We start from the raw sequence: 22475 nt of genomic DNA on the forward strand, positions 1-22475 counted from the left end.
CCGTAGCGGGCGGGCAGGCGCGAGCCCGAGTTACTCGGCCTCGAGAACGAGCTTCAGCTGCTCGATGGCCCAATCGATCTCGGTGCCACGGATGACGAGCGGCGGCGCGATGCGAATCGTCTGGCCGTGCGTGTCTTTCACGAGCACGCCACGGTGGACGAGCCGCTCAGCGATCTCGCGACCAGTGCCGCGAGCGGGGTCGATATCGATGCCCGCCCACAGGCCCGCAACGCGGACGGCAGTCACGCCGTCACCAACGAGAGCCTCAAGGCGCTCCGAAAGGTGCTCGCCCAGAGCGCGCGAACGGTCTTGGAACTCACCTGTTGCGAGCATCTCAACAACGCGCTCGCCCACGGCCGCAGCAAGCGGGTTTCCGCCGAAGGTTGAGCCGTGCTCGCCCGGCTTGATGACACCCAAGATGTCGCTGTTGGCGACAACGGCTGACAGCGGCATGATGCCGCCGCCGAGTGCCTTGCCGAGCAGGTAGACGTCAGGCACAACGCCGTCACGGTCGCACGCGAACGTCTCGCCGACGCGGCCAAGCCCCGACTGAATCTCATCGGCGATGAAGAGCACACCACGGTCGGTGCAGATGTCACGCACTGCCTGCAGGTAGCCCTTGGGTGGCAGGATGACTCCCGCTTCGCCCTGGATGGGCTCGATCAAGACCGCGGCCGTATTTTCGTCGATCGCAGCGTCGATCGCGGCGGCGTCGCCGAAGGGCACCGAGCGGAAGCCCGGCGCAAAAGGCCCGAACCCGTCGCGTGCGGATTCGTCGTCGCTGAAGCCGACGATCGTGGTTGTGCGGCCGTGGAAGTTTCCATGAGCGACAACGATGTTCGCGGCATCCGTCTTGACGCCTTTGACGCGGTATGCCCACGCACGCGCCACCTTGATGCCGGTCTCGACTGCTTCGGCGCCGGTGTTCATCGGCAGGACGAGGTCTTTCTTACACAGATCGGCAAGAGCACTCGCGAAGGCGCCGAGTCGGTCATTGTGAAAAGCGCGGCTCGTGAGCGTCAGGCGGCCAAGCTGCTCGGTGGCCGCAGCAACGATCGCCGGATGCAGGTGGCCAAAGTTCAACGCCGAGTATGCCGACAGTAGGTCGAGGTATCGCTTTCCTTCGACGTCAGTGACCCACACGCCTTCGCCGCGAGCAATTACGACGGGCAGCGGCGAGTAGTTGCGCGCGAGGTGTGCGTCTTCGCCCGCGATGATGCGGATGGTCTGGGTATCGAGAGTGGGGCTGGTCATGAGCGTCCTCTTAGTTCCAGGGTGCAGCACTTGATTCCACCGCCGCCGAGCAGCAGCTCGGACAAATCAATGAGCACCGGGTTGTATCCGCGCTCGCGCAGTTGCGCTTCGAATCCCTTCGCGCGGGGGGAGATAAAGACGTTGTATCCGTCGCTTGCAGAGTTGAGTCCGAAAACGTCGCCGTCGGCCTCCGAGACGAGGATCGCGTCCGGGTAGCGCTCCTCCAAGATCGCGCGGGATGCCGCGTCGAAAGCCAACGGAAGGTACGCGATGTTGGCGTGGTCGACGCCGCCTTCGCCCTGTATCGGGTCAAGCACCGCGATGGCGGTGTCGAGGTGATAGAAGCGCGGGTCGGTGAGGGTGAGGCTCACGACCTCGCGGTCGAAGATGGTGGCAAGCTCGCCGTGGCTGGTGCCGTCGGAACGGAATCCGGTGCCGGCAAGGATCGTGTCGCCGACGAGGAGGAAGTCGCCCTCGCCCTCGTTGACCTCGACCGGGGGTACGACGTCGTAGCCGTACTGCGCGAACCAATCCATGAACGGCTGCGCCTCGCCCTGGCGCTCGTCCACGCGAAATTTCACGCCGTACGCGGTGCCGTTGATGATGAACCCGCCGTTTGCGGTGTACACCATGTCGGGGAGGCCATCGATCGGGTCGATGAGGTGCACATCGTGTCCGAGAGCGACATACGCGTCGTACAGTGTCTGCCACTGCGCAACAGCCTTGGCGGTGTCGGTCGGGTTCGACGGCTCCATCCACGGGTTGATGCTGTAGCTCACCGTGAAGTGCTCGGGACGGCACATGAGATAAGAACGCTTGTGCGCGATGCGCGTGGGGGTGCTGGACATTCTGCTCCTTCAGGAAGGTGGCGGACGCTGTCCCTGGGCCCGGCGGAGCTGAATAAGAGTGGAGCTGAATAAAGCCAACGACCGGGCACGCCGGGTCTCATTGTCGCACGTGCGTCTCCGAGTTGTCTTGCGCGCGTGCGACCGTCGTCCTAGCTAAAGAGCCGCTGCAGGTACGCGTTGTCGAAGCGACCGTCCGGGTCGTATTTTGCGCGGAGTGTGGCGAAGGCATCCCACCGCGGATAGCGTTCGCGAACGGCCGCGCCTTCGAGCGTGAAGACCTTACCCCAGTGCGGCCGCGCCGAGAGAGGAAGAGCAGCTTCGATGTCAGTCAAAAGCGTCCGAACGGATGCCTCATCCCGATGCCACGTGAAGTGAAAGCACACCGAATCCCGTCCGAATGCCCCGCTCAGCCACAGGGTGTCTGCCGCGACGGTTCGCACTTCGCAGACGTGCAGGAGCGGCGCGATGCGGGGCGCCATCGCACGAAGCGCGGCGATTGCTTCGATGGCATCCGCTCGATCGACGATGTATTCGCTCTGCAGTTCGTCGCCGACCGACGGTGTGAAGTCGAGCCGAAAGTGCGGCAGACGGTCGTACCACGGCCCCGGGATCCCGATCTGGGTCGTCGTGGGAGTCGAGTCAATCTCGGGAATCGGATGCCGCGAGCTCTCCGCCTCGACTGCCCCGATGAAACCGAGGTCGGGGCGGGCGCGATCGACACGAGACTTCACCCACACGTTGTCGACATCATCCGCGCTTTGCCACGTCGTGAAGATGCTGACGCTGTCTCCGGCAGAAGTCACATCCTCGAGCGCTGCAGCGATAGCATCCCATCGCCCACCGTCGAACACTCGCTGCGCGATGTCGTAGGTCGGTTCAACAGCGAGCTCGAGGTGGGTCACGATGCCGAGCGCGCCGAGCGCCACAACCGCGCCGTCGAAGTCGTCGTCACCGCGTTCTAAGCGCACGCGCTCACCGCTGGCGGTGAGCATTTCGAGCGCCCGCACCTGGTTTGCGAGCGAACCGATTCGGTCGCCCGAGCCGTGGGTTCCCGTTTGCACCGCACCACCCGCAGAAATATGCGGCAAGGAGGCGAGATTGGTCAGGGCCGAACCGTCGGCGTGGAGCGCTTCGACGAAATCACCGTATCGCAGGCCCGCTGACACTCGGGCTACGCCATCAGCGACCTCGACGGTGCGCGGCATACCCGCGAGCGATACGAGCACGTCCTCGGTATCCGCGAGGTCATTGAAGGAGTGCCTGCTACCAAGCGCGCGCACGCGGCCCGATCCCGTGATCACCCCGATGAGTTCTGCCTCACTCGCTGGCATTTCGACGTTCGTCGTCGAATACGTCACGTTCCCCGCCCAGTTGCGCTGTGTGCCTGCCCGTTCACTCGTCATGCGTTCACTCCACCACACCCGCTCCCGTGGTGACGACAGCGGATGCCGTTATCCCAGCGCCAGGGCCGTCCACGACACCGGCGGCAGAGTCACCGTCAGTGCGTTTTCGGATATCCGCGCCGTATCGTTTGGCTGCGGCGCGACCCGAGTGGGCTCATCGAGTGTGTTCTTGGCGTACACGTCACTGTCAGTGAGCGTGTGCGATTCCTGTAGCGCGACATCTCCGAGCGCACTGATGTCGACCGTCACGTCGATGCTCTCGCTGGTGCTGCGGTTGACGAGAAAAACGGCGCTTGCACCGTCCGCTGGGTCGTGCGTGGCGACGGCATCCACGAGCGGCACTTCCCCGTACTGTTTCGTCCTATAGGTCGGCGCATCGAGTTTCAACTGCAAAGCATCGCCGCGCGCGAGGCGTGACGTGAGTGAGAAGGGATAGAACGTCGTCTGCCGCCATGCCGGACCGCCGGGCTCTGTCATGATCGGTGCGATCACGTTGACGAGCTGAGCGAGCGAAGCGCTGGCGACGCGGTCGGCGTGCTTCAACAACGAGATCATGAGGTTGCCGAACACGACAGCGTCGGCCACTGAATACACGTCCTCGAGAATGCGAGGCGCAACAGGCCAGTTGTCGATTCCTTCGATCTTGTCGACGCCGTGGTAACGCTCGATATACCAGACGTTCCACTCATCGAACGAGATATCGATCTGTTTGTCGCTACCCTTGACCGCTTTGACGTGGTCTGCGGTCGCAACGACAGTCTCGATGAATTTGTCCATATCAACGGCGGAAGCAAGAAAGCTGTCGAGATCTCCCTCGCGTTCTTCGTAATACGCGTGGCACGAAATCATGTCAACGTCGTCATAGGTGTGGTTGAGAACCACGCGCTCCCACTCACCGAATGTCGGCATGTGCGCACTTGAGGACCCGCATACTACGAGCTCGATCGACGGATCCAATTGGCGAAGTCCTTTCGCCGTGCGTGCAGCGACCTTGCCGTAGTCTTCCGCGTTGCGGTGGCCAAGCTGCCAGGGCCCATCCATCTCGTTTCCGAGGCACCACACCTTTACGTCGAACGGTTCTTCGCGACCGTTGTCGATGCGCCGCTGGGACAGTGTCGTACCCGATGGGATGTTGGAATACTCCAGCAGATCGATAGCCTCCAGCGTGCCGCGGGTTCCAAGGTTCACGGCCATCATGAGGTCGCTCCCCACTTTCTCGAGCCACGACGAAAACTCATGCAACCCCACCTCGTTCGTCTCCGTGGAGTGCCACGCGAGATCAAGTCGACGAGCCCGGTCTTCAACCGGCCCCACGCTGTCTTCCCAGCGAAAACCAGAGACGAAATTGCCTCCGGGGTAGCGAATCATCGATACACCAAGCTCCTTGACGAGCTCGATGACGTCGGTACGGAACCCGTCGGCGTCAGCGGACGGGTGACCAGGTTCGTAGATTCCGTCGTAGATATGACGACCAAGGTGTTCGACGAATCCGCCGAACAAGCGGCGACGGATAGCGCCGATTGAAAAATGCGGGTCGACTGTCACGTGTGCGGATGGCATAGCTGTGCTTTCTTTCTGAGGGACCAAGGTTGATTTGACGGCTTTATTTGACGGCGCCGATTGCCAAGCCGCCCTGCCAGTAGCGCTGGAGGAACAGGAACGACAGCAGCAACGGCACGACGGAGATGAATGCACCCGAGGTGATGAGATTCCACACCTGCTCGCCGCCAGCGCCTGCGTTTGAGAGGGCAAGCCACCGGTTGAGGCCTACCGTTACTGGCAGGAGATTAGGGTCGGTGAGAACTGCGAGCGGAAGGAAGAAGTTGTTCCAGGTCGTGACAACGGCCAAAAGCAACACCGTGACGATGGCAGGCCTGAGCAACGGCACCACAATGGTGCGGAACGTGCGCCACTCGCCAGCTCCATCTATGCGTGCCGCCTCCATGAGCTCGTCTGGAATTGCATCTTGCGCGTATACCCGCATGAGGTAAACGCCAAAGGGGTTAAGAAGCGACGGCAAGATCACCGCCCACGGGGTGTTGATCAGCCCGTATTGGCTCAACAGCATGAAAGTCGGGATCACGAGAGCAGTCAACGGCACCATTACCGACCCGAGAATCATTCCGAAGACGAAGCCGCGCCCTTTGAAGGAGTACTTCGCAAAGCCGTAGCCCGCCAGTACCGCCACGATGGTCGCCCCCACGCCTCCGGCGAACGCGTAGAGGAAGGAGTTGCCGAGCCACCGCCAGTAGATTCCGCCCTGATGCTCGAACAAGCCCGCGATATTCGCGAAGAAACTCATCGGGTCGTCGAACCAAAAGGCGGGGCTCGAGAACAACCCACCCGTGCTCTTCGTCGACGCGACGAGAAGCCACCAAATGGGGATGACGAAGTACAACGAAAGGATGATGAGGAGGACGTGCGACCCGATACGACGCTGGCCGTGCGGCCGACCCGCCCCGCGGTTGCGGCGCGATGGCATGCCGGTAACAGTCGTGTGTGGCGCGTGGTCGGTAGAGCTCTGCGCAGGAGCAGACATCACTTCAATCCGTTCTGCTTGCGGGTGAGGAACAAAAATCCAAACGACCCAATGAACACGAGAATGCCGAGAGAGAAGGCGATTGTTGACGCGTAGTTGAACTGGCTATAGCTAAACGCCAGCGCATACGCGTACATATTGGGGGTGTAGTCGGGAGGAAGCGCGCCGGACGCAATGCTTCGAAGTACCGTCGGCTCGGTGAAGAACTGCAGCGTTCCGATGAGAGCGAACGTGATCACCATCGTCATCGACGACGAGATCATGGGGATCTTGATGCGCGTCGCGATTTGCCAGCCAGTTGCACCGTCGATACGAGCTGCCTCGTAGAGCGCTGGATCGATCGCGCGGAGCGCGGCATAGATCACGATCATGTAGTAACCGGCCCACTGCCACGTGACGATGTTCACAAGACTGTAGAAAATCGAATCCGATGAAAGAAAGTTCGGCGCATCCATTCCGAATATGCCGAAAATCGTCCCGGCTGGCCCGAACCGTGGGCTGTACAAAAAGCTCCACATCAGCGCTCCGATAACAACCGGAATCGCGTACGGCGCGAAGATCAACAGCCGAGAAACTTTTGCCAGTCGCGTCGCGAGCGTGTCGAGCACGAGCGCTGCGACGAGTGCGACAAGCAGCTGAGCGGGAATCATGACGATCCCGTAAAGGGCTACCCGCCCCATACCGCCGAGAAAGAGCGGATCGGTGAATGCCTTCACATAGTTGTCGACACCGACGAACTTCGTCCCCGTGGCCAACGTCGAGCTGAAAAGGCTCATCCCGAATGCGTACGCCAGCGGAAAAACGAGAAATGCGGCAAAAATAATGAGGAATGGCGTTATGAAAAGCCAACCAACACGTTGACGTTTTTGAATACCACTGACACGCCGTTCGCGGGGAGCTGCAGTGCCGAGGGTCGCTGCGGAAGTCATGCGATTCTCATTTCGATATCACGGTCGCGGGTCGGGGGGTGGGCCGGGCGTACCCGACCCACCCCTCGCTCAATTAGTCAGCTCAAAACCCTGATCAGTGGCGTATTGATCGAGCGTCGACTGGAGATCGTCCAGCGCTGCGCTGGGATCTTTCTCGTTGTCGACGACGACCGAGGTCACTTCTTCTTGAAGCTGGTCGTACGCGTAGTTCTGGAATGGACTGAAGGTAAACCCGCTGTATCCAGCAGCCGCCGGGAGAAAGACATCCTTGTTAATTTGCTGTCCGCCGAAGAATGGATACTCGAGGTTTGCAAAATAGTCGGATTCGAGAATCGGAGTCCACAGCGGGAAGAGCGCTGCCTGCTCGATACCGATCTTCCATGCTTCTTCAGTTCCGAAGATCTCTTTAGCGACAGTGGCCGCCGCTTCGGGATCGGATGCTTGCGAGGTCACAGCGAACGTCGAACCACCCCAGTTGATCTGCACCGGATTGTCTGCATCCCACTGCGGTACGGGCGCCGCGCGCCATTCGGCACCTTCGTCGGAACCCTCAAGACCCTGAAGGTAGCCAGGCCCCCAGGCCGCTGCGACGTAAATCGCATAGGTGCCGTCGACGAGCTTCGTGTTGTAGTCAGCAGTGAAGGCTTCGTCAGTTGCGACCAGCCCAGCCTCAGCGAGATCGTTCCAGTACGAAAGGACGTCCTTCGACCCCTGGTCGTTGACGTCGATGCCAACTTCCAACGGGCTTGCGCTGTCGTAGGTGAATGGCACCGAGCCTGCCTGCGCGAACAAAGCTTGAGTGAAAGCACGACCGTTGGGCGGGAAGTTCGCCAGCACACCCGGCGCACCTGCGTCTTTCAGCGCCTGCGCAGCAGCAGCGAACTCGTCCCAGGTCGTGGGTACTGCAATGCCGTACTCATCGAGAATGTCCTGACGGTAGAGCATGCCCATTGGTCCGCCGTCTACGGGAATTGCGTACACCGCGTCGCCGCTAGAAACGTCTTTCCACGCACCCTCGGTGTAGTCGCCCTTTACGTCACCCGCACCGTACTCGGTGAGGTCGACAAGCGCGTCACGGATCGAAAAGCTCGAAAGCACCTCAGCTTCAAGCATGATGACATCGGGTGCGCCGCTGCCGGATTCGATGGACGTCGAGAACTTGGTGTATTCATCGTTCCCCTGACCGGCGTTCGTCCAACAGACTTGAACATCGTCGTGCGTTTCGTTGAACAGATCGACGACGTCTTCAAATGCCGGGTACCAAGCCCATACCGAAACTTGCGTGGCATCGGCATTTACGATTTCGTTCGTGCAGGACGCGGCAGCTTCGCCGGCCGAACACCCCGTTAGTGCTGCAGCGGCGATGGCTGTAACGCCGACGCCTGCAAATAGCCTCTTCATGGCTGTGTGTTTCCTCTCATGATGTGGACTCCAGTGTCTGACAGAGATGAGAGCGCTGGCTTTGCGCGAATGCTATTGCTAAGCCTGCACTTCTACAACGTTGGAGAAATGAACCTTGAGGAGATCATCCGACACCGAAGCGCGCCTTGTCAAGACACAGGAGCTTTTTCGTCTAAGCGTTTTTCTGCGGCGCCGATTCGCGGATGCGAAGGGCATACGGCGCGAACTGACGCAGCGCACCGGGATCGGCTGACTCACCGTTCAGTCGGCGCTGCAGGGTCGTCACCGCTGTGCGAGCAATCCAGTCACGTCCGGGGTCGACAGTGGTAAGAGAAGGAATTGAGTACTGCGCCTCATCGAGGTCGTCATAACCCACCACAACAACGTCGTCGGGAACATGACGTCCGGTCTCTTGGAGAGCTCGCATCGCCCCGAGCGCGAGTGTGTCGTTGAGCCCGATCACGGCATCGAATTTCGCTCCGTCGGCGAGGAGTTGCCGCATGCTACGGGCGCCGTTGGCACGGTGCCAGAGCGTTGTGTAAGCGACGATGTCATCGTCGAAGGCAATGCCTGCCGCGTCCAGCGCTTCGCGATAGCCTCGCAGCCGCAGACCCGCAGACCCGACAATTTCGCCCTTGTGCGCGCCAACGACAGCGATCCGACGCCGGCCTTGCGCGATGAGAAATTCGGTTGCTTCCCGCGTCGAATCCACGTTGTGCATGGTGATGTGGTCCACCGGGCCGTCGAATATTCGCTCTCCGAGAAGCACGAGTGGATAACTCACACTGAGATTATCTACATCGTCTTGCCCCATACCGAGCGGGCTGAAGATGAGCCCGTCCGTCAGCTTGAGGCGTGGGCTGCGAAGCATTTCGATCTCGCGAGAGCGATCACCGCCGGTTTGCTCCACGAGCACGACGAGGCCAGCTCGCTCAGCTTCGTGGATCACTGCGGCTGCCAACTCGCCGAAGTAGCTCAGCGAAAGATCCGGCACGGCCAAGGTGATCGCGCCGGTTCGGCCTGAACGCAGATTGCGTGCGGTCTGATTCGGCGTGTACGACAGTTCGGCAATAGCTGATTCGACTCGTTCGCGCGTTGCCGGACGTATATGCGGGTAGCCGTTTATGACGTTCGACACCGTTTTGATCGACACTCCCGCGATGCGGGCCACATCATGCAGCGTTGCCGACACAGCCACCACCACTTCCTCGCCCGAGCATGACGCTCACCCTACATCGCTCACAGGCCGGGCCATCTCCGCCGCCTCGCGATCTTCCTGTCGTGCAAATTCCGCAAAACGATCCGCAATTGGGTTCCGCCGGCGCGCAAGTCCTTGTTCGGTCTCGACGAGATCATAAAGGCCCATCGTGAGCAGGTGGGCCTCGCGAGGAAGTTGCGAATGACGATATGTCCATTCATACATATCGAAGAGCGGCCACCAGGTATAGCCGACGATATCGAGCCCGTCGTCGCGCAAATCTCGCACGGCTTGCACAGATGAGTCGAGCCACTCGAGCCGTGTCGGAATGTCGTCCGTCACGCACGTTTCAGCGACCATCACAGGTGCCCCGTACCGTGACGCGTACTGGCGCAGCATCTCAGCGAGCCCCGCGACGCCGTCGTCGCGCGTTGGGCGCGGGTCGGCAAACCCCCCGGAGTGATGAATTCCCGTTTCAAAGAGTTCGGTCGAGTGTCGTGGATAGTAGTTGACGCCCATGACATCGGGTTTGACCTGGTTCTCGAAGAACCAGGCAAAGTCTTCGTCGGAAGCTCCGTGTGAGCGAAGAAGATCAACCAGGGCGTGCCCATCTCCCACTGCACCGGTTACGAGATCCTCCACGAGAAAAGCTTGGTGAGTAAGACGTCGAGCAGTGTCCCGGTGCTCCGGCGCGTCGACGTCGCCGCGATAGCGCATCGATGCGTCGACATGAACGAACGTCGCGGCGGTGCCGAGCTGTTCCACAATCGCGTGCTGAGTGCGAACGAATCCGCGCGCAACGGCCAGGGAGAGAGCGACGAGCCCACTTTCACCTCGGCCGTAAGGCGGCCAGTAGCCGTACTCACCACAAAAGAGGGCGTGGATCATCGGCTCGTTGACCGGCGTATAGTCCGTTGCTACTGTCGCGTATCTCTCGGCCGCACGAGACGCATACTCGGAAACGAACTCCGGAAAATCGGGATGCAAGAACTCATTTTCGAGCCACGTCGGAGTGCCGTAGTGAAGCAGATCGACGATTGGGCGCAACCCGATTTCACCGAAACGCTCCATTACCCGATCGCACCACGACCAGTCCCACCGACCCTTTTGGGGGTTCACTATGTGCCAGGGAATCCCCCACCGCATGAAATCAGACCCGACAGCACACGCAAGGTCCAGGTCGTCACGCCAGCGCAGGTCGTGTTCGGTCAGCACATACTCATCGATTGGCCGTTCGCTCGAAGACGATTGGGGTACGAATGTGTTCTCAACGCCGACGCCGAAATGCAAGCGTCCATCGCGATACCAAGGCTCTCTCACCTATTTCATTCCCGTCGCAGCAACGCTTTCGATGAATCGGCGCTGTATGAGCAAAAACATCAGCGCGAGCGGGAGAACCGCTATGAGCGATCCCGCCATCATCACGCCCTGGGGGATGATGCCCCCGGGGCCCGTCAGCAGGGTCAGCCCCGAGGTAATCGTCCCCATCTCCGCATCCGTAGTGAACACGAGCGGCCACAGCAGGTCGTTCCAGTTGTTGACAAAGGTGAAGATGCCGATGGTCAACAGAGCTGGCACAGCATTCGTGAGCACGACGCTCCGGAAAATGCGGAATTCGCTCGCGCCGTCGATTCGTGCCGCGTTATCGAGGTCACGAGGCAACGAGAGAAAGAACTGGCGCAGAAAGAAGATTCCGAAGGCATCCGCTGCGCGTGGCGCAATCAACCCCGCGAAGCTGTTGACCCACCCCAGGTCTGCGACGAGCTGGTAAACGGGGATGAGCGTCGCTTGAAACGGAATCATCAAACTCGCGATGATCGCTATCAGAAGCAACCGACTCCCGCGGAAATTCAGCCTTGCGAGCGCATATGCCGCGAGCGAGTCAAAAACGAGGGCGAACAGTGTCACTCCCCCGGCGAAAACGAAACTGTTGAAAATTAAACGCGCGAACGGTAGCTCGGTGAAGATGCGTGCAAAGTTGTCGAGCGTCCAATCTTGCGGCACGAGCGTCGGAGGGAACGCGTTGACCTCGGCGACGGGCTTGAAAGCTGTAAACAAGATGATCAATAGCGGCAAGAGCAGAACAAGAGAGGATGCGACGGCGACGATCAGCAGCAGCGCGCTCGTTATTCGTCGGCGGGTTCGATGTGCGCGGTTGTCCCGCCCCTCATCAGGCGCAACAACGGGTGCTGATTCGCGAGGGGAAGCTGTGATGGTCATTGCATGTCCTGCTCACGCCGAGAGAAGAAGAGGAACTGGGCAAGGCTCAGAACCAGAGTTACGAGCAGCAGCACATAGGAAAGCGCAGATGCGAAACCGAGCTCGAGCTTTCGGAAGCCCGCGTCGTAGATCTCCATAACGATGGTTTGCGTCGATTCGTATGGTCCACCCCCGGTCATGACGTAGATCTGATCGAACGCTTGAAGCGCTGCAATCATCGCGACGATGACCACAAAAGCGACGGTGTTGCTGAGCATCGGCATCGTAATGTGCCGAAATCGCTGCCACGCGGAGGCGCCATCGACCCGCGCAGCTTCATAGAGGCTCGTGGGGATGTCTTGCAGCCCGGCGAGAAAGATCACCATGTAGAAGCCGAAGCTCTTCCATACGGCGACAAGCACGACTGTTGGCATCGCGAGCGCGGGGTCTTGTAGCACGTTTCCGAGCTGAATACCGAGGCCGCGCAGCCAATAGTTGAGTAGTCCAATCTGTGGGTCTAGTAGGTAAGACCACGCGAAAGCTGCGACGGCGAGCGAGACGACGAACGGCAAAAAGAGCGCCGTCCGAAACGCGCCGCGCCACGGCAGGGCCGGGTTGTTTAGCAGGAGTGCGAATGCCAAAGCGATGACAATCGCAGCCGGAGTGAACAAGACCGCGTATAGGGCGGTGTTCCCCATAGCGTTAACGACGCCGCTGTCGGTAAATACTCGAACGTAGTTGTCGAGGCCGACCCACTCTTCGTTGCCAAAGCCGCTGGCGTCGGTGAAGGAAAGACGAAGTGCCGAAAGCATTGGCCACGCGACGAACAGTCCAAGGATGGCTATCGCCGGGGCGAGAAAAGCCACGACTGTCAGCCGGTATCGCGCCGACTGATGGGGCGATACCCCGCCCCGCCCGCCGAGCGGCGCGGGCGGCCGATATCGACGCGATGAGCGCCGAACGACATTCGCTTGGGTGGTCATGGTGCTTCAGCTCCAAAAGGCAGGTGACAAAACAGAAACAGACACGTGAAGAAACGCGGGGGAGGCCCGGCGTGGGCGACCCTCCCCCGCGTCGGTCTAATTGACTGCTTCTTGAATTTCGCTTTGCGCGGTACCTAGCAAGTCATCGATGTCTCCGCCTGCGACGGATTTCTGCGTGAGGGTATCAACCGCGGTCAGAACGTCGACGCTGTTCACCACTCCGGGCAGGAGGGCGCGGCCTGTGGACGAAATCTCGCTCAAAGCAACAACGACCGGGTTGGCGGCTACATCAGAAACCGGGATGTCCGTGCGAAGCGGGGGCCAGCCTGAGCCGAGCGACCAGTCGACCGCGACGTCTTTCTGCAGGAAGTACGAGAAGAACGCCTCAGCACCCTTCACCTGCGCATCGTCTGCCTGCGTTGTGACAGCCATTGCGATGCCGATCGCAGATGCCGCCTGCTCGGCTGGGCCGGCAGGAATCGCTGCGATTGCGTAATCGATGTCGTTCGCTTCAGCGATAGAGGCCATCCATGGCCCACCGACGTGCATCGCCGCCTTTCCGGCGCTGAAGAGTTCGTCAGCGCCGATGCCATCGAGACCCGTCGGCGAGATTTTCTTGTCTGCGACCGCTGACGTCCAGTATTCGAGCGTTGCGGCGTTCTCGGGCGAATCAATGACGGCCTCGGTGCCGTCGACGACGATTTCCCCGCCCCCGCTAACGAAGAGGCTCGGCCAAAGACCGTTGGCCACCGTTGCATGGTCGGGGAGTGCGACGCCGTACTGCTCTGGGGTGCCGTCTCCGTCTTCATCGACAGTGAGGGTCGAGGCTACATCGACCCATTCGTCCCATGTCGTTGGGAACTCGTTGATCCCCGCTGACTCGAAAAGTGTCTTGTTGTAGAAGACGGCAAGTGGTACGAAACCGGCAGGAACACCATAGGGCTTCCCATCGACGGTGACCATATCGACTGCCTGCGGAACAACTTCCGCTGTGTTGCTCTCTGGTGAGGAGTAGAAATCCGTCAGATCGACGAACGCACCGCGGTCTGCGTAAACCGGCAGGCGTTCGCCCGGCATCGCGACGACGTCCGGACCTTCATCGGATGACAGAGCCGGCAGCAGCGTGTCGTCGATCACAGCCCAGGTCTTGACCTCGGTCTCCACCACATACTCGTCCTGAGAAGAGTTGAAATCATCGACGATCGTCGCCAACACGTCGCCGTCGGCCTCTGTGTAGCCGTGCCAGAACGTAATCGTGGTGGGCCCCTCGGGCGCGGCTGCATCTTCGGAACAGCCAGTAAGTGCAAGTGCGGCAACGGCGATCATTCCCGCGGCTGCGAACGCTTTCTTCTTCATCATCTTTGATGCCTTCCATGTGACTGCGATGTCGTGACCGAACGGGCTTCCGGCCTTATTGTTTACAACGCTGTAAGTAAACGTTGTAACAAGAGTGTGATGCTCACTTCCGTTGCTGTCAACCCCCGGAAATTACTGGGTGGTGACAGACGACTCGCGGGAAACGAGCGCGCAGTCGATGAGGATCTCGGCAGGCGCGTCATCGACGTCTCCCCGCACACGCCTCAGCAAGAGTTCGACAGCGGCCGCGGCTATCGCGGATCGGTCGGGGTCAATCGTGGAGAGCGCGGGCTGCGAATAGCGGGTTTCATCAAGATCGTCGAACCCGATGAGCGCGACGTCATCAGGAACTCGGAGGCCGCTCTCCCGCAAGACGCGGAGCGCGCCGAGCGCCAGCGAGTCGTTGAATGCCACGATCCCGTCGAACTGCACACCGCTATCCAAAACACTGCGCATCGCATCTGCACCATCGATACGGTGCCATCTGTCTACGGGGACGACGAGCTTCTCATCGAGATGAATCCCCGCTTCATTGAGTGCAGTTTCGTAGCCGCGCAGGCGCAATCCGGCAGTACCCGCTGCTTCGCCGGGATGTGCGCCAAAGGCGAGAATACGCCGACACCCACCGGCGATGAGGTGCTCAGTAGCGGCGGTCGCACCTTCTACATTTCGCATCGATACGTGGTCGTGGGTTGAGTGAAAAATGCGTTCACCGAGAAGAACAACGGGCATTGCAAGTTCATCGAGAAGTGCAGCATCCTGCGTTCCCAGTGACACGACACAGTGCAAAATCCCGTCGACGCCGTATCTGTTCGCGCCACGGAGCGCCGATAGTTCACCCTCGCCCGTCATGTCGAACTGATCGATGAGCACCGAATAGCCATGGGAGCGCGCGGCCCTCATGACGTCATCGGCAAGCTCGGCAAAGTAAGGATTGCGAAGGCTTGGAACGATGAGTGCGATCAGGTCGCTGCGGCCCGATCGCAGGCTTCGGGCGGCACGGTTCGGACGATACTGCAGGGCCTCGATCGCAGCTTCCACCCGTTCGCGGGTTGGTGCGCTGATGTGTGGATGGGCGTGGATCACGTTCGACACTGTCTTAATTGATACGCCGGCAGCTTTCGCGACATCGTGCAGCGTTGACGCCATGTTCCCCCCTCGATTACAAGAACTCGGCCGTTTTCGAACACTACAACGTTGCAACCGGAATCCTTCCGAACGCTGGCGTCGTCGAGCACATTTGCTTGACGACGCACAGTGCATCGCTTATTGTCGTCTCGTTGATACAACGTTGTAATAATTTGCGATTGACGAACGAACAAAAAGCATTAGCGAAGGATGCTGCGCCAGCGTGGGCGCGCACCTCCTTTCGCCTCATCTCGAGGATCTGAAAGGTAAGCAAATGGCCAACCCACCCAGTAAGCGCAGATATCGATTCCGTCTAGCGGCCCTAGTCGCAAGCATCGCGCTTGTCGCAGGCTCGCTCGCTGCGGGAAGCGCAGCAGTCGGCGTCACTTCCGGCAACGGAGCGCTGGTTTTCGCTCCGGCCGCCGGATCTTCCTTCAACCCAGAAGGCGGATCCCCCGCGGGGACGACCTACGCGAAAATCATCGTCTTGAAAAAGAGCGGGTCCTCAAATGGCACGCAACTCGTCACTTTCGACCAGCTGATTTTGAAGAACGGCGTGCAGGTTTATCCGATTTATCGAAGCACGAATGACGGATCATCGTGGACAAAAGTCGCTGAGGTGAACCCGAGCGCGACATTTCCTACCCTCACGCGTACCGCACAGCCGTTTCTCTACGAGGTCACCGAAACAACCGGCGGCCTGACAGCCGGAACAATCCTGTTAGCGGGAATGGTCATGCCGGAAGATCGCTCGACCAGCAGGCTCGTGGTGTATAAAAGCACGAATCAAGGATCTAGCTGGAGTTACCTGAGCACGATCGATACCGGCGGTCCAGCGATTTACGACCCGAGCCCCAGCTCCACGACGTCAACTGTTTGGGAACCATCGCTGGCTATTGACGGCTCGGGCGGATTGGTCGCGTACTACTCAGACGAGCGCCAAAAGAGCAATGGAGTGCTGCAGGCAGTGTCGTATCGGCGCTCCACGGACGGTGGGCAGACTTGGGGATCATTGGTGAACGTCTCGGCGCCCACAAACCAAAGTGATCGCCCGGGCATGATTACCGTCACAAAGCTGCCAACGGGCAGGTACCTTGCGACCTTCGAGGTTGTCAATCGACCAAGCCAAAGCAACAACACCGCTCCTGTCTATTACAAGACGTCAAACGACGGCCTGAATTGGGGCTCTACAACCAGTATCGGAAGCCCCATCACGCTGTCCGACGGCCGCGGAATCGGGTCTTCCCCCTATGTGAAGTGGGTGCCGAGCGGTGGCCCGAAGGGCATGGTCGTGGTCGCCTCTAAATGGTCCCTCACTTCTTCCGGGGACATCGATGGCGGACAGAACTTCTACGTCAATTACAACCTTGGCGAGGGCCCGTGGGAACGCCTCCCGATGGCGGTTACCTACGATGCGTCCGATTCGCAGGGCGGAAATTTCAGCGGATTCGCGCAGGGAATCGACGTGGGCGTCGACGGAAGAACGCTCTATCAAGCGACCAACGTCGAGAACACATCAACCAACCTGAACGACGTACGCGTCGGGTCAGTACCGCTCGACGCGCAGCAATACGAAGCTGAAAACGCAGGCACCAATGACGTTTCCGTCGTGACCGACCCGCAGGCATCCGGGGGCCAGAAGATCGGCAACATCAACAACAGCGGGAGCTACGTAGAGTTCACGGTGAAGGTGCCGTCGGCCGGCTCGTACACGCTCAATGTCAGATACGACAACGGGTACGGCGCAACCGCGACGCACAACGTGAGCGTCAACGGCGGCTCATCCAGTGGTGTTAGTTATCCGCCGACCGTCGACTGGGGACGATTCGGCTGGGCTCAGAAGAACGTGACCCTCGCTGCGGGAAACAACACTCTCCGTTTCACAAAGGCAACGAACTTCGCCGAGATCGACGTGGTTCATCTGTACCGTTCATCGTCTCTTGACCCTCAGTTTCAGATAGTGAATCGCAACAGCGGAAAGCTGCTCGAAGTGCTCGGCGCTCTGACCACAGACGGCGCGCCCATCGGTCAATGGGGCCCGTCCGGCCATCCGACACAGCGGTGGGCGATCCAGACGAGCGGGTCCACTTCAAAACTCACCAACGTCAACAGCGGCAAGCTTCTGGAAATCCCCGGGGCTGCTACCGCCGACGGCGTCGATGCAGCGCAATGGGGACCCACCGGCAGTTCAACACAGAACTGGGTCGCTCAGACGTCTGGGGGTTGGTGGACGTTCGCCAACGGAAACAGCGGCAAGGTGCTCGAGATCGATGGTTGCTCAGCGTCGGACGGTGCCGTCGCGCAACAATGGCCAACGAATGGTTTCTCCTGCCAGCAATGGAAATTGGTGAAAGAGGGCATCCAGTAGCGAGCATCCTCCACCGAGGGGTCGCAACACGCCGCACGCCGTTGCGACGCCACGGCGCACTGCGGCATGTTGCGACCCTTCGCGGTGCAGGCCCAGGGGCGGGGCGTCGGCGTGTGGCGACGTGTTACGAAGGGGGCGGTAGAAATCGGCACGCGACTGCGCAGCGTGGGAGAATGAACGGGCCCGAAAGGAGCGTGTGTGACTGCCTCTGCCGCAACCATTGAGAACACTGCAACCCTCGAAAATTCCGTCATCTTCGATGGGGATGCCGTGCGCATCCTCGATCGCCGCACGTTCCCGGCCGAGGTCGCTTGGGTGGTCGCTGAAACTCCCACCGAGGTTGCGACAGCCATCCGCGACATGGTGACGCAGAGCTCGGGTCCGCTCTTTGCCGCGTGCGCGGGCATGGCACTCGCCGCCACGCAGTCCCGCGCGCTCGATCTGCCACAGGCCCAGGCGAATCTTGCCGCCGCCGGCCACGCACTCGCGACAGCGCGCCCAACCAACGCGCACCCGCGCGATGCTGTCGAACGCATTCTTGCGGCTTCATCGTCCGCGACATCCACTTCTGAGATCGTCGATCTCGTCGTCGCCGAAGCGGATGCCGTCGCACGCGACTACCGCCAAGCGAGCCTCCGCCTTGGGCGCGCCGTACTTTCGCAGCTGCCCGAAAACCCGCGCGTTCTCACGCACTGCTGGATGGATGGCTACCTCTTCGGCGTCGTCGCCGCGGCTCGCGAGCAGGGCCGCACCATTGAGTGGGTTGCGACAGAGACACGCCCCTATCTCCAGGGTGCTCGTCTCACCGCGCACTCACTGCGGGAGCTCGACCAGAAGGTCACACTCATCACCGACAGCATGGCCGCGGCAGCCCTTTCGTCGCGGCAAGGTGTCGGCTTCGGCCCGATCGATGCCGTCCTCACTGCGGCCGACCGTGTTTCGATGGATGGCTGCGTCGTCAACAAGGTCGGCACACTCGGTATCGCCGCCGCCGCGCACGCGTGCAACGTTCCGTATTACGCGCTCGTCGAAGCCCCCGATCCGCATGCCCCCACCGGCGCCGACATTGTGATCGAGGTTCGTGATGCGGCCGAGGTTCTCGAAGTGCTCGGCCATCGCACGGCGAGCCAGCTCGTCACGGATGCCTGGTACCCAGCTTTCGACCTCACGCCAGCGCATCTCGTGACAAAAATCGTCACGTCGCACGGGGTTTTCGATCCCACACGCGTCGCCGACCACTTCACCGCCGACCCCGACGCGTACGCTGCGCCCGGGCGACTTCGTTAGGACCCCATGACCACTCCCGTCACCATCACAGCCGACGTTGTCGTCGTCGATCTGGAAGGAACGACAAGCGCCGCGGGCTTCATCCTCGGCGACCTGTATGACTATGCACGGCCGCGCCTTGAAGAAGTGCTCTCGCGTGCGGATGAGAACCCTACGGTGAAGGCTGCGCGCGCCCAAGCGATCGCCGAGACGGGTCTCGAAGACAACTCGACGAATGCTGCAGTGGCCGACGCGCTGCGCCAGCTCATGGCATCCGATGTGAAATCCACGCCGCTGAAGACACTGCAGGGAATCATTTGGGCGGAAGGTTTCGCCCAGGGAGCCATCACATCGCACTTCTTCGACGATGTTCCGCCACGACTGCGCTCCTGGAGCGCGGCAGGAACGCGCCTCGCCGTCTACTCGTCGGGTTCGGTCGCATCGCAACAACCGTGGTTTCGGCATGCACCGCAGGGAGATCTTTCGCCCCTCGTTGAGAACTGGTTCGACACTGTGAACGCGGGCCCAAAGAAGAGCGCAGCGTCGTACGAGAAGATCGCGGCCGCCCTCCAAACCCCGCCCGAGCGTCTGCTTTTTCTGACTGACCACCCGGAAGAAGTCACAGCAGCTCTCGCCGCAGGCTGGCAGGTTATCGCTCTCGATCGAGACGGCGAACCCTGGGCGGGAGCCGATTTTGCGGCCCCCGCTGTTTCTTCGTTCGATGAGATCGAGCTCACAGCATGAGCGCTCTCGAAACCGTACGCATCCGCGAAGCCGGCGCAACGCTCGCCGCCGAAGCCGCTCGTTTCTCCGGCTACGGCTGGATGCGTGGCACCTCGGGCAACCTTTCGCTCGTGCTCGACCGTGACCCGCTCGTGCTCGCCGTCACAGCGTCGGGCCTCGACAAGTCCGAGCTCACCGACACTGACATTGTGTTGATCGACGGCGACGGCGTGAGTATCGACGGCGACGACCCGCGTCCACCATCAGCCGAGGCCGGGCTTCACGCTCACATTGCCGCACGCACGGGAGCCGGCGCCGTGTTCCACGTGCACGCATTCGATGCCGTGATTGCCGGCCACCGGTGGCCCGGTGGCATCGAACTGCGCGATATGGAGATGCTGAAGGGCATCGGCCACAGTGCGCATGACGAAACCGTCTGGATTCCGGTGATCGAAAACGACCAAGACATGACTGTCGAGGCCGACCACTTCGACAGGGTTTACGTTCCCGCAACCGCGGAGGTCCCAGAGGTTCCGGTACTCATCGTCGCGAATCACGGTATGTACGCGTGGGGCGCGGATGCCGCCGAAGCTCGCCGCCACCTCGAAATCGCGGAGTGGCTCGTGCGGTTCACGGTCGCAACTCGTTAAACACCTCGCAACTCGTTAACCGCCTCGCTCCCCCTCATTCTCGATTTGCGCTTAAGATAGTTGACTTAGGACAACGAGATCGGCTGCGACGACGCTCCCCCCTCGTGATGGTCCACTTCACGAACCGTTCGAGGACCGATGTCAAGCACCACATCAAGTACTGTGCCCGCGCCCGCGGCTCAGGCCGTCATGACCCACCGGATGATCCTCCTTGTGATCTTCGGCCTCATGGCCGGCATGTTTCTGTCAGCTCTCGATCAGACGATCGTCAGCACCGCTATCCGCACGATCGGTGATGACCTCAACGGTCTCAGCGAGCAGGCTTGGGTCACGACCGCCTATCTGATCGTCTCGACGATTTCGACGCTGCTCTACGGCAAGCTCTCCGACATTTTCGGGCGCCGGCCGTTGTTCATCTTCGCCATTGTCGTCTTCATCATCGGTTCGGTTTTGGCGAGCTTTTCGACCTCGATGGTCGAGCTTGCAGGTTTCCGTGCGATTCAGGGCCTCGGCGCTGGTGGATTGATGTCGATGCCGCTCGCGATCATGGGCGACATTCTTGCGCCGCGTGAACGCGCGAAGTACCAGGGTTACTTCCTCGCCGTCTTCGGTATCTCAAGCGTCATCGGCCCGCTCGTCGGCGGCCTCTTCGCGGGTGCCGATCAGATTCTGTGGATCGCCGGATGGCGCTGGGTATTCCTCATCAATGTGCCGATCGGGCTCGCTGCCCTCGCCATTGTCTGGCGCTTCTTGCACATTCCCCGCGGTGCGAAGCGGGCTGTCCGCATCGACTGGTGGGGCGCTGCAACCGTCATCCTCGCCCTGGTTCCCCTCTTGCTCGTTGCCGAGCAGGGACGCGAGTGGGGTTGGGGATCTCCCCTGGCGATCGCTTGCTACGCCATCGGTGTCGCCGGCCTGATTGCTTTCGTCATTACCGAGACGCTCATGAAAGATGATGCACTCATCCCGCTGAAGCTGTTCCGGTCTTCGACCTTCTCGATGGCCACCATCATCGGTGTGTTCGTTGGCTTCGGAATGTTCGGGGCCATGCTCACGCTGCCGCTCTACCTGCAGCTCGTCACGGGTGCGACACCAACCGAGAGCGGTTTCCAGCTCCTGCCGATGATCCTCGGGCTCATGATCGCGTCGATCGTGAGCGGCCAGATCATTTCTCGCACCGGGCGCTACCGAATCTTCCCCCTCGTCGGCACCGTCTTCATGGCGGGCGGTTATCTGATGCTGACCAACATGACCTACGACGGGTCGTACTGGTTCATCGCCGGCGCGATGCTGCTGATCGGTCTTGGACTCGGTCAGCTCATGCAGACGCTCACGATCGCGAGCCAGAACTCGGTCAACGCCCGCGATATGGGTGTCGCCACCAGCGCATCGACGTTCTTCCGCCAGATCGGTGGCACGCTCGGTACGGCGATCTTGCTCTCGTTGATGTTCACCGTGCTGCCAGCTAACGTGCAGACCTCGCTTTCTGACGAGGCGACGCTCACCTCCTCGCTTGATGCAGCACTGGACCCGGCAGTGTCTTCGGCACCGGCGAACGCTGCCATCATGACGCAGATCTACACCCCGATCACGACGAGCATCACCGACGCCACGACAACCCAGATCGAGTCGAGCATCACGAGTGCGCAGGATGCCGCAACTCAGGCCGTCGCCGATCAGGTGGCTGCGGGCACTATTCCTGCCGCCGGGCAAGCTGCCGCAACAACTGCGGCAGTGGCAGCGGCGACGCAGGCTGCCGCTACCCAGATCGAAGCTCAAATCCCCGTGGCGCAGATTGCCGCTGACGGTACTGTGACCCTCGACTTCTCGAATGCCGACGACCGCGCCGCCTTTGTGGATTCGGTCGTTCCCACGGTTGAAGAGCAGTTCTCGGGTTCGAGTGAAGAGTCGTCGGTCGGTGGCAGCACCCTCGATGACACGTCGTTCCTGAACGGTGCTGACGCGCGTCTGACGAAGCCGTTCCTCGTCGGATTCAACGCGTCGACAGTGACGATCTACTGGGTGGCATTGGGTGTCGTCATGCTGGCGCTTGTGCTCGCGCTGTTCTTCCGCGCACCTCCGCTGCGCGCAAAGTCAGCGATCCAAGAGGCTGCCGACGACGAAGCTGCGCTGGCTGCCGAAGCTGAGCTCGCCGCGGCAGGGTCGGGCGCGATGGTTGCGCCGAACATCGAATCCGAACGCGAACCGCAAGCCGAACGCCGCTAACCGC

General features: G+C 60.8%; 18 protein-coding genes. 5 read left to right on the forward strand and 13 right to left on the reverse strand.

Going from position 1 to position 22475, the window contains the following annotated elements:
- Window positions 1-30 precede the first annotated feature (30 nt).
- From rocD to FHS06_RS01205, 13 genes are all read right to left on the reverse strand, one after another.
- A complete protein-coding gene (gene rocD, locus FHS06_RS01145; protein WP_167044330.1) occupies window positions 31-1254 on the reverse strand; it encodes an ornithine--oxo-acid transaminase in 1224 nt (407 codons plus the stop codon).
- Window positions 1251-2102, reverse strand: coding sequence for a dimethylargininase (ddaH, locus tag FHS06_RS01150; protein ID WP_167044333.1), 852 nt, complete (start codon window positions 2100-2102; stop codon window positions 1251-1253). The genes rocD and ddaH overlap by 4 nt, the downstream gene beginning before the upstream one ends.
- 149 nt (window positions 2103-2251) lie before the next feature.
- Window positions 2252-3505, reverse strand: a complete 1254-nt coding sequence (locus tag FHS06_RS01155; RefSeq protein ID WP_167044336.1) for a D-arabinono-1,4-lactone oxidase — start codon at window positions 3503-3505, stop codon at window positions 2252-2254.
- A gap of 48 nt (window positions 3506-3553) precedes the next feature.
- On the reverse strand, window positions 3554-5065 hold the full coding sequence (arfA, locus tag FHS06_RS01160) for an arabinosylfuranosidase ArfA (protein WP_167044339.1): 1512 nt from the start codon (window positions 5063-5065) through the stop codon (window positions 3554-3556).
- Between the two features lie 43 nt (window positions 5066-5108).
- Entirely contained in the window at window positions 5109-6044 is a 936-nt protein-coding gene (locus FHS06_RS01165; RefSeq protein WP_167044343.1) for a carbohydrate ABC transporter permease, read from the reverse strand.
- Complete coding sequence (locus FHS06_RS01170) at window positions 6044-6973, reverse strand: carbohydrate ABC transporter permease (protein WP_167044346.1); 930 nt, start codon at window positions 6971-6973, stop codon at window positions 6044-6046. Before FHS06_RS01170 ends, FHS06_RS01165 begins: the two co-directional genes overlap by 1 nt.
- 69 nt (window positions 6974-7042) lie before the next feature.
- Window positions 7043-8374, reverse strand: a complete 1332-nt coding sequence (locus FHS06_RS01175) for an ABC transporter substrate-binding protein (protein WP_167044349.1) — start codon at window positions 8372-8374, stop codon at window positions 7043-7045.
- 172 nt (window positions 8375-8546) lie between these two features.
- The gene (locus tag FHS06_RS01180; protein ID WP_310734763.1) at window positions 8547-9572 is read right to left on the reverse strand and encodes a LacI family DNA-binding transcriptional regulator; all 1026 of its coding nucleotides are present in this window, start codon (window positions 9570-9572) and stop codon (window positions 8547-8549) included.
- 27 nt (window positions 9573-9599) lie between these two features.
- Window positions 9600-10892 carry a family 1 glycosylhydrolase gene (locus FHS06_RS01185; RefSeq protein WP_167044352.1) on the reverse strand — a complete coding sequence of 431 codons (1293 nt, stop codon included), beginning with the start codon at window positions 10890-10892 and terminating at the stop codon, window positions 9600-9602.
- The gene (locus FHS06_RS01190) at window positions 10893-11792 is read right to left on the reverse strand and encodes a carbohydrate ABC transporter permease (protein ID WP_167044355.1); all 900 of its coding nucleotides are present in this window, start codon (window positions 11790-11792) and stop codon (window positions 10893-10895) included.
- Window positions 11789-12754, reverse strand: a complete 966-nt coding sequence (locus FHS06_RS01195; RefSeq protein ID WP_167044358.1) for a carbohydrate ABC transporter permease — start codon at window positions 12752-12754, stop codon at window positions 11789-11791. The genes FHS06_RS01190 and FHS06_RS01195 overlap by 4 nt, the downstream gene beginning before the upstream one ends.
- 96 nt (window positions 12755-12850) lie before the next feature.
- Window positions 12851-14113 (reverse strand): ABC transporter substrate-binding protein, encoded by a 1263-nt coding sequence (locus FHS06_RS01200; protein ID WP_243845233.1) that lies wholly within the window; start codon window positions 14111-14113, stop codon window positions 12851-12853.
- Window positions 14114-14242: 129 nt separating this feature from the next.
- Window positions 14243-15259, reverse strand: coding sequence for a LacI family DNA-binding transcriptional regulator (locus FHS06_RS01205; protein WP_167044361.1), 1017 nt, complete (start codon window positions 15257-15259; stop codon window positions 14243-14245).
- 253 nt (window positions 15260-15512) lie between these two features.
- On the opposite strand from FHS06_RS01205, the gene FHS06_RS01210 reads away from it, so the two are divergent.
- From FHS06_RS01210 to FHS06_RS01230, 5 genes are all read left to right on the forward strand, one after another.
- Entirely contained in the window at window positions 15513-17606 is a 2094-nt protein-coding gene (locus tag FHS06_RS01210; RefSeq protein ID WP_167044364.1) for an RICIN domain-containing protein, read from the forward strand.
- Window positions 17607-17804: 198 nt separating this feature from the next.
- Window positions 17805-18893, forward strand: a complete 1089-nt coding sequence (locus FHS06_RS01215; RefSeq protein ID WP_208387856.1) for a translation initiation factor eIF-2B alpha/beta/delta subunit family protein — start codon at window positions 17805-17807, stop codon at window positions 18891-18893.
- 6 nt (window positions 18894-18899) lie between these two features.
- A complete protein-coding gene (mtnC, locus tag FHS06_RS01220) occupies window positions 18900-19616 on the forward strand; it encodes an acireductone synthase (protein ID WP_167044367.1) in 717 nt (238 codons plus the stop codon).
- Window positions 19613-20245 carry a methylthioribulose 1-phosphate dehydratase gene (mtnB, locus tag FHS06_RS01225; RefSeq protein WP_167044371.1) on the forward strand — a complete coding sequence of 211 codons (633 nt, stop codon included), beginning with the start codon at window positions 19613-19615 and terminating at the stop codon, window positions 20243-20245. The genes mtnC and mtnB overlap by 4 nt, the downstream gene beginning before the upstream one ends.
- 138 nt (window positions 20246-20383) lie before the next feature.
- Window positions 20384-22471: an MDR family MFS transporter gene (locus tag FHS06_RS01230; protein ID WP_167044374.1), complete on the forward strand. Its 2088-nt coding sequence runs from the start codon at window positions 20384-20386 to the stop codon at window positions 22469-22471.
- Window positions 22472-22475 lie beyond the last annotated feature (4 nt).

It is taken from the genome of Microbacterium halimionae (genome assembly GCF_011761265.1).
GTDB classification, from domain to species: domain Bacteria; phylum Actinomycetota; class Actinomycetes; order Actinomycetales; family Microbacteriaceae; genus Microbacterium; species Microbacterium halimionae.